The organism is Pseudoduganella umbonata, assembly GCF_014192225.1.
GTDB lineage: Bacteria > Pseudomonadota > Gammaproteobacteria > Burkholderiales > Burkholderiaceae_D > Rugamonas > Rugamonas umbonata.
Window position 1 is genome coordinate 52841 of the sequence record NZ_JACHXS010000001.1, and the last position, 13468, is coordinate 66308.

6 protein-coding genes are annotated in these 13468 nt (G+C 67.5%); 5 read left to right on the top strand and 1 reads right to left on the bottom strand.

The genetic code is table 11. The features are described 5' to 3' along the window. Positions 1–137: 137 nt before the first annotated feature. Positions 138–3266, top strand: a complete 3129-nt coding sequence (locus tag FHS02_RS00200; RefSeq protein WP_137312256.1) for a glycoside hydrolase family 2 TIM barrel-domain containing protein — start codon at positions 138–140, stop codon at positions 3264–3266. Positions 3267–3284: 18 nt separating this feature from the next. Here the strand turns inward: FHS02_RS00200 and FHS02_RS31285 are convergent, their stop codons facing one another. Further along, entirely contained in the window at positions 3285–5774 is a 2490-nt protein-coding gene (locus FHS02_RS31285; protein ID WP_217496883.1) for a glycoside hydrolase family 95 protein, read from the bottom strand. Between the two features lie 330 nt (positions 5775–6104). Between FHS02_RS31285 and FHS02_RS00210 the strand changes: the two genes are divergently transcribed. The 4 genes from FHS02_RS00210 to map all read left to right on the top strand — a co-directional run bounded on the left by FHS02_RS00210 (position 6105) and on the right by map (position 13404). Continuing rightward, on the top strand, positions 6105–9041 hold the full coding sequence (locus FHS02_RS00210) for a TonB-dependent receptor domain-containing protein (RefSeq protein WP_175424683.1): 2937 nt from the start codon (positions 6105–6107) through the stop codon (positions 9039–9041). Positions 9042–9142: 101 nt separating this feature from the next. Then, positions 9143–10966, top strand: coding sequence for a glycoside hydrolase family 28 protein (locus tag FHS02_RS00215; RefSeq protein WP_137312258.1), 1824 nt, complete (start codon positions 9143–9145; stop codon positions 10964–10966). Positions 10967–10989: 23 nt separating this feature from the next. Then, the gene (pelA, locus tag FHS02_RS00220) at positions 10990–12315 is read left to right on the top strand and encodes a pectate lyase (protein ID WP_229422481.1); all 1326 of its coding nucleotides are present in this window, start codon (positions 10990–10992) and stop codon (positions 12313–12315) included. A gap of 300 nt (positions 12316–12615) precedes the next feature. Then, complete coding sequence (gene map / locus FHS02_RS00225) at positions 12616–13404, top strand: type I methionyl aminopeptidase (protein ID WP_137312259.1); 789 nt, start codon at positions 12616–12618, stop codon at positions 13402–13404. Positions 13405–13468 lie beyond the last annotated feature (64 nt).

Genomic DNA, 13468 nt, shown 5'->3' on the forward strand with positions numbered 1-13468 from the left:
CCGCCGGCAGCAAACCCGAAAACCGGTGACAGGCTCCATTTTTTTGGAAACATTTCCTGGAAACCGGAGCCTGTCACCGGTTTTTCTGCAAAGTTTCCGTTAAGCTAACGTCTCCGACAACGATAACAGTGGAGACCATGCTGAAACGATCGACCCTGTCTGCCGCCATCGCGGCAGCGCTCGCCTTTCCCGCGGCCGCGGCCGACCAGCCGAAGGCCGAGTGGGAGCTGCCCGAGGTGGTGGCCGTCAACCGCGAGCCGATGAAGGCCACTTTCTTCAACTTCGAATCGCTTGAGAAGGCGCTGGCGGGCGACAAGGCCGCGTCGGGCCGTTACCGCTCGCTGGACGGCGCGTGGAAATTCGCCTATTCGCCGACCCCGGAAGCGCGCCCGAAGGATTTTTTCAAGCCGTCGTTCGACACCGGCAAGTGGGTCACCGTGCAGGTGCCCGGCATGATGCAGGCGCAGGGCTACGGCAAGCCGATCTTCACCAACATCAAGTACCCGTTCCCGGCCAACGAGCCGGCCATCTCGCACGAACTCAACGAGGTGGGCTCGTACCGCCGCGACGTCGACGTGCCTGCCGACTGGAATGGCCAGGACGTGTTCCTGCACATCGGCGCCGCCGGCGCGGCGTACTACGTGTGGGTCAACGGCGAGCGGGTCGGCTACTCGGAGGATTCCAAGCTGCCATCGGAATTCGACGTGACGCGCTTCGTGCACCCCGGCCGCAACACGGTGGCGATCGAGGTCTACCGCTGGGCCGACGCTTCGTACCTGGAAGACCAGGATTTCTGGCGCGTCTCCGGCATCGAGCGCAGCGTCTACCTGTATGCCGAGCCGAAGACGCGGCTGCGCGACTTCAAGGTGACGGCGTCGCTCGACAAGCCGGCCTACCGCGACGGCCGCTTCGAACTGGCGGCCGAGGTGGCCGGCCAGCCGGCAGCGGTCGTGGTGCGCGCGCGCGTGCTGGACGGTACGCGCACCGTGCTGGAAACGAATGGCTTGCCGGGCACCGACCGCAAGGCCATGCTGGGCGGCACGGTTCCCGGCGTCAAGCCGTGGTCGGCCGAGACGCCGAACCTGTACACGCTGGTCGTCGAACTGGTGGACAGCGAAGGGCGGGTGCTGTCCGCCACGTCGCGCCGCATCGGCTTCCGCAACGTGGAAATCGCCGACGGCGAGGTGCGCGTCAACGGCAAGCGCGTGATGATCCGCGGCGTGAACCGGCACGAGCACGATCCCGTGACCTACCGCGTGATGTCGATGGAATCGATGCGCCGGGACGTCGAGCTGATGAAGCAGGCCAACGTCAACGCCGTGCGCACGTCGCACTACCCGAACGACCCGCGCTGGTACGACCTGGCCGACGAATACGGCCTGTACGTGATGGACGAGGCGAACATCGAGTCGCACGAGTACATGGAAAAGGGCGACCGCGCGGGCAGCCCGGAAGAGCGGGCGAAGATCCAGCTGGGCTACAAGCCGCACTGGCGCGTGGCGCACCTGGACCGCGTGAGCCGCATGGTGGAGCGCGACAAGAACCACCCGTCGATCATCTTCTGGTCGCTGGGCAACGAGGCCGGCACGGGGCCGAACTTCGAGGCCGCGGCGGCATGGATCCGCCAGGCCGACCCGACGCGGCTGATCAGCTACCTGGGGCACGGTACGCTGATCGAGAAGCACGCGCCGAACGACTACGTGGACATCTACGCGCCGATGTACGACGACATCACGAAGATGATCGACTATGCGCAGGACCCGACCTTCCGCCAGCCGATGATCCAGTGCGAATACGCGCACGCGATGGGCAATTCGCTGGGCAATCTGGAGGACTACTGGGAAACCATTCGCGCCCACCGCAAGCTGCAGGGCGGTTTCATCTGGGACTGGGTCGACCAGAGCGTCTTCGCGAAGGATGCGCAGGGCCGCCAGTACTGGGCTTCCGGGTTCGACCTGAACCCGGAGCGGGGTGACAACAGCGTGATCGGCGACGGCGTGGTGCGCGGCGACCGCACGCCCGATCCGGAATACTACGAGCTGCAGAAAGTGTACTCGCCGGTGGTGTTCGAAGGCCGCCCGGAAAAGGGCACGGTCACGGTCGTCAACCGCTACGACATGCGCGGCCTGGATCACCTGGACTTCGACTGGGAACTGCTGCGCGACGGGAAGACGGTGGCCAACGGCCGGCTTGCCGGCGTGAAGGCCGCCGCCGGCGCGCGGCAGGACGTGAAGCTGGCGCTGCCATCCCGTTCGCGCGGCGATGGCGAATACGTGCTGACGGTGCGTGCGAAACAGCGCGCGGCGGGGCAGGGCGTGGCCGCCGGTGCGGTCGTCGGCTGGACCCAGTTCGTCCTGCCATCGGCCGGCAAGGGCGCCGCAAGCCGGGCCGGCGCAGGCGGCGTCAAGCCACAACGCGATGGCGATGCGATCGTGCTGGCGACGCCGGCGGCACGGCTGGAGCTCGACGCGAAGACCGGTACCGTCAGCTACAGCGTGGCCGGCCAGCCGGTCCTGGCGGGCGGCACGCCGAACTTCTGGCGCGGCCTGACCGACAACGACGAGGGCACCGGCACGATGAAGACCAACTCGGTGTGGGGCGACTTCACGAAAGAGCGCACGGTGCGCGACGTCAGGGTCGACGGCAATGCGGTGAAGGTGCTGTACTCGTTCGGTGCCGGCGCGGCGCACTGGGAGAACGTGTACCGGATGCGGGCAGACGGCAGCGTCGACGTGCAGGCCACGTTCACGCCGCTGCGGGACGACCTGCCCGACCCGCTGCGCCTGGGCCTGCGCTTCGACAGTGCGCCGAAGCTGGACACGGTGAGCTGGTACGGCCGCGGCCCGCACGAGTCGTATTCGGACCGCAAGACCGGCGCCGCCCTCGGCATCTATACCGGCAAGACGGCGGACCAGTACCACGACTACATGCGGCCGCAGGAAACCGGCAACAAGACCGACGTGCGCTGGTTCTCGCTGGCCGGCAGCGGCGTGCCCGGCATCACGGTGAAAGGTGCCCGGCCGCTGGCCTTCAACGCGCTGGCGTTCCCGTACGAAGACCTGAACCTGCGCCCGCGCGGCACCTGGAAGAGCTCCGAGATCCGCCCGGAGGGAGACGGAAAAAGGCCGGGCAGCGTGCTGATCGACCTGGCCCAGGCCGGCGTCGGCGGCGACGATGGCTGGAGCAGCCACGGGCGGCCGCTGGTCAAGTACCGCATCCCGCTGGCGCCGGCCAGCTACGGCTTCACGCTGTCGCCGAAGCCGTAAGGAGCGGGCCGCCGCCGCTCAGGCGCTTGCCTTCAGCTCCGGGCCGGTGGCGCGGAAACTGCCGCCGGCATCGAGTTTCACCCGCACGGCCTTGCCCTGGTGGCGCAGCGTCACCGCGTCCCCGGGCTTGCCGCCGATCCGCAGCGCGGTCAGCTGCCCCTGTTCCCATGCCAGGTCGACCGTCAGCCCGCCGCGCGCGCGGATGCCGGTGACGCGCCCCGACGGCCAGGCCGCCGGCAGCGCCGGCAGCAGCAGCACTTCGCCGCCCCACGATTGCAGCAGCATTTCCATGATGCCCGCCGCGCCGCCGAAATTGCCGTCGATCTGGAATGGCGGATGGGCATCGAACATGTTCGGGTAAGTGCGCCGCGGCCCGGTCAATCCCTTCAGCACGGAATACGCGTGTTCGGCGTCGCCCATGCGCGCCCACAGGCACAGGCGCCACGCGGTGCCCCAGCCGGTGGCCAGGTCGCCCCGGTCGAGCAGCGTCTGGCGCGCCGCGCGCACCAGGTCGGGCGTGTCGCGCAGGTTGACCTGGGCGCTGGGGTAGACGGCGTACAGGTGCGACACGTGGCGGTGCTGCCGGTCCGGCGCGCGCGCATCCCAGTCTTCCAGCCATTCCTGCAATTGCCCCTGCCCGCCGATCCGGTCCGGCGCCAGCCGCGCCCGGGCATCGGCGATGCGCGCCATCAGCGCGGCGTCCTGCCCCAGCAGCCGGCCCGCCTCCAGCGTGTGGGCGAACAGGTCGCGCACGATCTGGCGGTCCATCGCCGGGCCGGCGGCCAGGGACGATCCGTACGGATGGCTGTTCTCCGGCGACATCGATGGCGACGTGACCAGCCCGCGGCCCTGCGGATCCTCGACCAGCGTGTCGAGGAAGAATTCGGCCGCGCCGCGCATCACCGGATACAGGCGCCGCAGCACACCGGCATCGCGGCTGTAGTCGTAGTGGTCCCACAGCGAATTGCACAGCCATGCGCCGCCGCACGGCCACATGCCGTATTTCGCCGCGTCGATCGGTGCGGCGGCGCGCCACAGGTCGGTGTTGTGGTGGGTCACCCAGCCGCGTGCGCCGTACATGGTCTGCGCGGTCCGCGCGCCGGTCTGCGCCAGTTCCTCGACCATGCGCAGCAACGGTTCCACGCACACGCCCAGCCCGGCCGGATCGGCCGGCCAGTAATTCATCTGCGTGTTGATGTTGATGGTGTACTTGCCGCCCCACGGCGGGTTGGTGCCCTCGTTCCAGATGCCCTGCAGGTTGGCCGGCTGCACGCCGGGGCGCGACGACGCGATCAGCAGGTAGCGGGCGTACTGCAGGTACAGCGCGTCGAGCGCCGGATCGTCCTGCTTGCCGACCAGGGCGATGCGGCTGTCGGTCGGCGTTTGCGCGGCGGCGCTGGTGCCCAGGTCGATCGACATCGTGCCGAACAGGCTGCCGTGTTCGCGCACGTGGTCACGCTTCAGGGCCGCATACGGCTTGCGCGCTGCCGCCGCCAGCTGGCGGCGCACGATGGCCACCGGATCGCCGCTGACGTCGCGATAATTGATGTAGCTGGTGGCGGCGGCCATCAGTACCGTGGCGGTCGAGGCGCCGCTCAGTGTCAGCTGCCCGTCCGCGTAGCGCAGCTTGCCGTCGCCGATAACCTGGATGCGCAGTGCATAGCGCAAGCCGGCCGGGACGCCGTGCATCGCCTCGTTGCGGCCGGTGACCAGGATGGCATCCGGGCCGTCCGCGACGATGGCGGTATCGGGCGGCAGCGGCCCGGCTTCCTCGACCTGCAGCCAGTCGGTGGCCGGCGCATTGGCAAGATCGGTGGCCAGCCCGGGATGGTTCGACGCGATCGCCTTCACTTTGCGCGGCCCGCGCCAGGCCAGCGTGAAGCCCAGCTTGCCCTTCGGGGCCTGCAGGCGCATCGCGATCACCTGGTCCGGCGCCGAGACGAAGCTTTCCCGCGAGTGCATGCCGGACGGCGTGTGGTAGCGCGTGGCGGCGACGGCGCTGGCCAGGTCGAGCGAGCGCTGGTAGTCGCCCGGCGGCGCGGCATCCTGCATCGTCAGCAGCACGTCGCCCAGCGTGCCGTACGACATCTGGCGGATCGGCTTGCCCATCATGGCGGCCGCCACTTCATCCGTCGCTTCCGCGTACTTGCCGTCGGCGAGCAGTTTGCGCACCCTGGGCAGGGCCTCCCGTGCGGCGGGATTGTCCGGCGTGTATGGCGCGCCGGCCCACAGCGTGTCTTCGTTCAGCTGCAGGCGTTCCTGGCCGACGCGGCCGAACACCATCGCGCCCAGCCGGCCATTCCCCAGCGGCAGTGCCTCTTCCCAGCGCGCGGCGCTCTGGCGGTACCACAGCACGTTGTCGTGCTCACCGGTGCGCGCGGCAGCGCCCGTGCCTGCACGGCTGGCGGCAAGCTGCGCGGTCCAGCCGATGGCCGGCGCGGCAGCCAGGGCGCCCAGGCCCAGCATCAGGTGCCGCCGCTGGCGGTCGGGTACGGTAAATCGCTTCATGCTGTCTCCACGGTTCTGTGTGATGGCCCGGTCTGGGCGAGTGAATTGTATTGTTATATATAAAAAACCGCAACGCGTGGAACCTTGCACGGCGCCTGCGCCCCGCGTGCATTCCTTAGCGGTGGATAGCATGGACGCACGCCGTGACGAATCAACTTTGTGAGCATTTGCAGGTTGATGCAATTTCACAACGTTGATGCATGTTACCCGTGACTTCTCCCGTCCCGTGAGCGCATACTCGCATCAACTGGTCCGGCCAATCCGATGACTGGTCTACCAGTGCGAGCAAGTGATCTAGCCAATTTAAAAAAAGACAGGCGGAGGAGACACATGAAATACGCACCACAACCGGCCATGCGCCAACCCGCGCTGCGGCGCGCCACGATGGCCCTGGCCGTCGCCGTCGCCGTCTGCGAAATGAGTGGACTGGCCCACGCCCAAGACTTAGCCCAGGCCTCAGCCCAGGCCGAACCGGTGCAGTCGGTCGTCGTGACCGGTTCGCTGATCCGGCGCGTCGCCACCGAAGGCGCCACGCCGGTGACCACCATCAAGGCCACCGAACTGGAATCGCGCGGCCACACCGAACTGAAGGACCTGGTACTGGAACAGCCGCAGTCGCTGTCGCTGGGCACCAACTCCGGCGCTGCCGGCCCGATGACGAACCTGCGCGGCCTCGGCCCGATGCGCACCCTGACCCTGCTCAACGGCCGCCGCCTGGCCAACGAGCCGCTGCAGGACCAGTACGTATCCGTCAACGTGATCCCGCGCATGGCACTGGACCGCGTCGAGACCCTGTCCGGCGGCGCATCGTCCACCTATGGCGCCGATGCGATCGGCGGCGTGCAGAACTTCTGGACCAAGCGCGGCTACCAGGGCGTGAACCTGAAGGCCGAATATGCGCGGCCGGAAGAGAGCGGCGGCGGCAAGACCACCAGCTTCGGCGCCATTGCCGGTGTCGGCAACCTGGCCCGCGATGGCTGGAACGCCTACATCGCAGTCGATCACCAGAAAAAGACGCCGCTGTTCCAGGGCGAACGCGCCGAGCAGCACGATCCCGACGTGCTGCGCACGCTGGGCCTGGGCCTGTTGCCGGAAGGCCGCAACCCGAGCCCGACGGCTAACTTCGGCTTCACGCGCGCGGCGAACTCGAACTACAACCCGACCTATGCCAGCGGTTGCGTGGAACCGTACTCGCGCCCCACGCTGGGCAACCAGAGCGCCAACACGCCGCCCGTGTACGCGCCGGGCTGCTACCGCAACCCGCTGTACTACAACTCGGTGACCGACGGCAGCGAGATCCAGACCATCGCCGCGCGCTCCAGCTTCAATATCCCCGGCGGCCACAAGATCGACATCGACGTGCTGCACTCCAAGTTCACGGTGCAGAAGTTCCGCGGCATGCAGGTGCCGGGAACCACCAATCCGTTCACCACGTACTCGCTGCCATCGTCGAGCCGCTTCTATCCGGGCAACGGCATCACGCCGGCGGTGCAGGTGGTGGGCGACAATACCGGCGCCAACGCGCCGGCGATGTACATCGACCCGGCGCGCACGCCGGGCACGGTCAGCGACCTGAACATGAACGGCCGCACGCTGTACTTCCAGTGGGGCCCGGCCGAACTGGGCTCGGCCTACCGGAACGACGAGCAGACCAACGACCGCGTGGTGTTGACGGCCGAAGGCGAAGTGCTGGGCTGGGACTACCGCGCCGGCCTCAACTGGGGCATGAGCAAGCGCGACACGAAGGTGGGCGGCGGCTACATCCTGTATTCGAAGGCGCAGGAAGGCTTCAGCAACGGCACGCTGAATCCGTTCGGGCTGCAGGACGAGGCAGGGCTGGCCTACCTGCGCAGCATCGAGGCGGACAACTATACATACCGCCTGAACAAGGCCTACAACAAGAGCCTGGACGTGACGCTGTCGAAAGGCCTGATGGCACTCGGCGGCGGCGACCTGACGCTGGCGTTGGCGGCCGAACTGCGCCGCGATGCCGCGCGCACCTACGATGCGCCGCGCGATTTCGTCAACCAGAAGGCGGACGGCAGCTACAACCTCGATGCCGCCGGCAACGTGCTGCAGCACGACCTGGTCGGCGAAACGCCGCAGGGCGTGGGCCGCCGCCTGTCGCGCGACATCGCCTCGCTGCTGGCCGAGGTGGAAGCGCCGATCACCGAGACGATCACGGTCAACGGTGCCGTGCGTGCCGACTACTACGAAGACCTGAAGCAGACCACCGTCAATCCGCGCCTGGCGGCCAGCTGGCGCCCGATCGACAGCCTGCTGCTGCGCAGCTCCCTGTCGACCGGCTTCCGCGCGCCGTCGATCATGGATGTCCAGAACCCGACCGCGGAAGTGCGCACGATCGAGATGGACGACCCGGTGCTGTGCCCGAGCGCGCAGCCGACGGTGGCCGGCACCGGCTCGCCGGTGACGGGCTACACGGCGGACCAGGTCTGCAACGTGAACACGGAGTACTGGACCAAGTCGCCGGACAACAGCTTCCTGAAGCCGGAAAAATCGCGCGGCTTCTCGTTCGGCTTCGGCTACGAGCCGATCAGGAACCTGTCGATCACGGTCGACTACTGGGGCCTGAAGATCAAGGACGTACTGGGCGCCCTGACGATCGCCGAAGTGCAGCAGGATCCGGCCAAGTATGCGAGCTCGATCCTGCGGCGCGCGGACGGCACGATCGACCACATCGTGGCGAGCCAGGCGAACCGCGGCATGAGCCGCATCCGCGGTGCCGACGTCTCCGTGAGCTACCGCTTCCCGGCCACCACTTACGGCACGTTCGACACGAAGCTGGACGGCACCTGGTACCACAAGTACGAGTTCCAGTCGGAGAAGGATGGCCCGTGGTTCAGCAACATCGGCATCATCACCAACGATGGCCGCTATGGCGGCGCGGGTCCGAATGCGGGCCTGGCCGGCATGCCGCAGATTAACCCGCGCTGGAAGCACACGGCGTCGTTCAGCTGGGGCCAGGGACCGTGGCGCGCCACGCTGTCGCAGCGCTACCAGCGCGGCGTGACGGACCTGACGCCGCGCGCCGGCTCCACGCTGACGAAGGTGGACGACTACAGCCAGTTCAACGTGAACCTGCGCTACACGGGCATCAAGAACACCACCGTCAGCCTGGGTGTCAACAACATCACGGAAGAATGGCCGCCGCTCACCGCCAACAGCGTCTACGGCGGAGGCTATGTGACGAGCATGGCCGACATGCTGGGGCGCGTGGCGCGCCTGTCGGTCGAGTACAAGTTCTGATGTAGTGTGCGTTCGCGACAAAGCCGGCCGTGTGCCGGCTTTGTCGCATTGCCGATGGCGGCTGGCGCAGTGCGCCGGCTGCCCGATCAACCGAGACCGATATGACAGACAAAAGCTTCCTGCACCGCCGCCAGTGGCTCAAGGGGTCCGCCGCGCTGGGCACCGTGGCGTTGATGGGCCTTCCCGCAGCAGCGCGTGCCCAGGCCGCCGACCCGTGGGCGCGCGCGAAACAGATTGCCGACGTGTTCGCAAAACCGCTGCCGTTCCCGAAACGGGACTTCGTCATCACCGCGCATGGGGGCAAGCCATGCAAGGTGCACCAGGTGGCCGGCTATCCGACCATCCGTGCCAGGGGGCAGGTGACGACGCCGGTGCCGGGCTCGCACGACAGCCATCCGGCGCTGCGCGCCGCGATCGCCGCCGCGCACAAGGCCGGCGGCGGGCGCGTGCTGGTGCCGGCCGGCGACTGGTACCTGAAAGGGCCGATCGTGCTGCTGTCGAACGTGCACGTGCACCTGGCGAAAGGCGCGCACGTGTACTTCAGCGCCAGTCCGGCCGATTACGCGCGCGACTATCCCGAGGCGCAGACGGTCGATTGCGGCGCCAGCGGCAGGCTGGTGCTGTCGCGCTGGCAGGGCAACGACTGCTTCAATTTCGCGCCGCTGGTCTATGCGCGCGGGCAGAACAACATCGCCATCACCGGCGAGGACTGGACCAGCATCCTCGACGGCCAGGCCGGCGTGCCGTACGAAGACGGCAGCGGCCCGGGCTGGTGGAGCATGAACCAGAAAGGGGCGGAGACGGGCGCGCTGCACCAGGGCGTCGACAATCCGGCCAACCCGCCGCTGGCGGCGATGGCGCCGCACCTGGACGCGGCCGCGCTGGCGCGCATCCAGGGCGACCGCCCGAACGGCCGCGCCGACGAAAAATACCTGCCGGCGCTGTCCGAGGCCGGCGTGCCGGTCGACAAGCGCATTTTCGGCCTGGGCCACTACCTTCGTCCGTGCCTTGTCGAATTCATCGATTGCGAGGACGTGCTGATGCAGGGCTACCAGGCCGTCAACGCGCCGTTCTGGATCCACCACCCGGTCAAGTGCCGCAACGTGCATTTTTCAAAGGTGAAGATGGAATCGATCGGCCCGAACTCGGACGGCTTCGATCCGGAATCGTGCGACACCGTGCTGGTCGACGGCTGCTGGTTCAACACCGGCGACGACTGCATCGCCATCAAGGCGGGCAAGAATGCCGACACGGGCTATGGTCCGACGCGCAACGTGGTGATCCAGAATTCGGTGATGAACAGCGGCCACGGCGGCATCACGCTGGGCAGCGAGATGTCGGCCGGGATCGAGCACGTGTACGCCCAGAACATCGACGTGCGCAACATCCATTACGCCACCGATCCGATCAACACCGTGGTGCGGCTGAAAACCAACATGAACCGCGGCGGCTACCTGCGCCACTTCTACATCCGCAACCTGACGCTGCCGAACGGCGTGCGCCTGAAGCCCGGCTTCTACAAGCCGATCCCGGGTGGTCCGGTGCCGGCCGGCACGGTGCCGACCGGCGGCGGCGCCGTGATCACGTTCGACTGCGACTACACGCCGTCGTTCGACCTGGTGCGCAGCCGGCCGCCGGAAGTATCGGACGTGCACATCTCCGGCATCAGGGTGGCCAACGTGAACACGCCGGAAGGCGCGTTCGGCTGCTACCAGGCGTTCGTGGTGCTCGGGCCGGTGGCTCACAGCTACAACGGACCGGCGGACAGGCCGGTGCTGCCGGTGCGCAACGTGACGATCGCCGACTGCGACTTCGGCAACGCGGTGCGCGCCGATGCGCCGTGGTTCATCCACAATGCCCGCGACGTCACGTTGCGCAACGTGACGATCGGCGGCAAACGCTATAACGAAAAGCTGTCCGGCTGACGGCGGCACCGACTGGAGGAAACATGCAAGTCAAGAAGATGGGAATCGCGGTGGCGCTGGGGTTGGGATTGGGATTGGGCCTGGGCCTTGGGCTGCCCGCGGCGCAGGCCACCGTGATCGGCACGATGACGCGCGCGCAGCCGGTGACGGAAGCGCGCATCGACACGCTGGCCGCAACCGAGCGCGCCACGTGGCGCGATTACCTGGCCCGTTCGCGCGCGCTGATGGAGCGCGACAAGGCCGCGCTGGCGGCGGAGCGCAAGAGCGGCGCAGCGCCGGCGGAAGAGCAGGCCCGGCTGCATGGCGATTCGGGCATGCCGCTGAAGCAGCCGCCGGCGTGGTATGCGTCGCCCGAAGCAAGGCACGTGGCCGACAACATCGTCAGTTTCCAGACGCCGGCCGGCGGCTGGGGCAAGAACGTCAACCGCACCGGGCACCTGCGCCGGAAGGGCGAGCATTACGCGCCGATCGACGACGACCCGTCCGGCGGCGTGATCCTGGCCGCGAAAGGCTGGAACTACGTGGGCACGATCGACAACGATGCCACCACCACCGAGCTGGCGTTCCTGGCGCGCGTAGTAACGGCAGTACCGGGTGCCGCCGGGGATGCCGGCAATCCCTACCGCAAGGCCTTCGACCGCGGCGTGAACTACCTGCTCGATGCGCAGTATCCGAACGGCGGCTTCCCGCAGGTGTATCCGCTGCAGGGCGGCTACCACGATGCGGTCACGTACAACGACAATGCATTTGCCCAGGTTGCCGACCTGCTGGCCGCGGTGGCCGCGCGGCAGGGCGACTACGCGTTCGTGGCGCCGGAACTGGCCGCCAGGGCCCGCGCCGCGCATGAGCGGGCGATCAGGGTGCTGGTCGCCAGCCAGATCCGCGTGAACGGCCAGCTCACCGGCTGGTGCCAGCAGCACGATGCGCTGACGCTGGCGCCGGTGGGCGCGCGCAACTTCGAGCCGGTGGCGCTGTCGAGCTCCGAGACGTCGCGTTTGCTGACACTGCTGATGCGCCTGCCGCAGCCATCGCCGGACATCGTGGCGGCCATCGATGCCGGCGCCGCCTGGCTGAAGCGGGTGGCCGTGTACGACGTGGCCTGGACCGCCAAGGGCGAGAACGGCCGCTTCCTGGAAGCCCGGCCGGGTGCCGGGCCGATGTGGGCGCGCATGTACGACATCGGCACGATGAAGCCGATCTTCGGCGACCGCGACGGCACGATCCACACGGACGTCAACGAACTGAGCAAGGAACGGCGCGACGGCTACGGCTGGTACGGCACGGGCCCCGCGTCGGCGCTTGCCGCCTACGCGAAGTGGGCGGAGAAGCGCACCGCGGCGTCAAGGTAGCACTCGCCGGCTAACCGGCAACCAACACCGGTGACAAAAAACCGGTGACAGACACCAGTTATTTTGAAACGAATGTTTCTTCAAAACCGGTGACAGACACCAGTTATTTTGAAACGAATGTTTCTTCAAAACCCGTGTCTGTCACCGGTTTTTTGCATTGGTGCCGAGCCATGGACGCTATTGTTGCGCTTTTATACGATACGTATACAATACGTATATGAAGCGTATAGAGAGCGTGGGTATGGAACAGATGAAGCTGGATCGCATGGGGCAGGTGGTGGTGACGGGGAGCGGCAGGCCATGACGAAGCAACCGCACGAGGTGGCGCTGCTGGCCGAATCGGGCCGCCTGCTGGCGTCCGTGTTCGGTTTGCTGGACCGGACACCGCTGGCCGGCAAGTCGACGCTGGAAATCGATGCGATGGTCGAGCGCTTCATCGTCGACGAGCTGAAGGCGCGGCCGGCCAGCAAGGGCCAGTACGGCTTCCAGTTCGTCCTCAATTCCTCCGTGAACCAGGTGGTCTGCCATGGCGTGCCGTCGCCGTCGGACATCTTGGCGGACGGCGATATCGTCAACCTCGACATCACGCTGGAAAAAAATGGCTACATCGCCGATTCCAGCAAGACTTACCTCGTCGGCAACGTCGATGCGGCGGCCAGGCGGCTGGTGCAGACCACGTACGAAGCGATGTGGAAGGGTATCCGCGCGGTACGTCCCGGTGCCCGGCTCGGCGATATCGGCTGGGCGATCGAGCGCCATGCGAAACGCAACGGCTGCTCGGTGGTGCGCGAGTATTGTGGCCATGGCATCGGCCGCGAGATGCACGAGGCGCCGCAGGTGCGGCACTTCGGCGAGCGGGGCACGGGCCTGGAACTGCGCGAGGGCATGGTGTTCACCATCGAGCCGATGCTCAACCGCGGCGGGCGCAGCGTGAAAACGGAAGCGGATGGCTGGACGGTCGTGACGCGTGACGGCTCGCTTTCCGCGCAGTTCGAGCACACCGTGGCCGTAACGGCCACCGGCGTGGCCGTGCTGACCTTGCGGCCCGACGAACGCGGCATGATCGACAGCCCCGCCGCGCCAGCCTGAGCAGCCGCGGCATCCCGTGCCGCGGTGACCGCCGCTTCGCAGGCCAGTTTCCTACGGCAGCTTG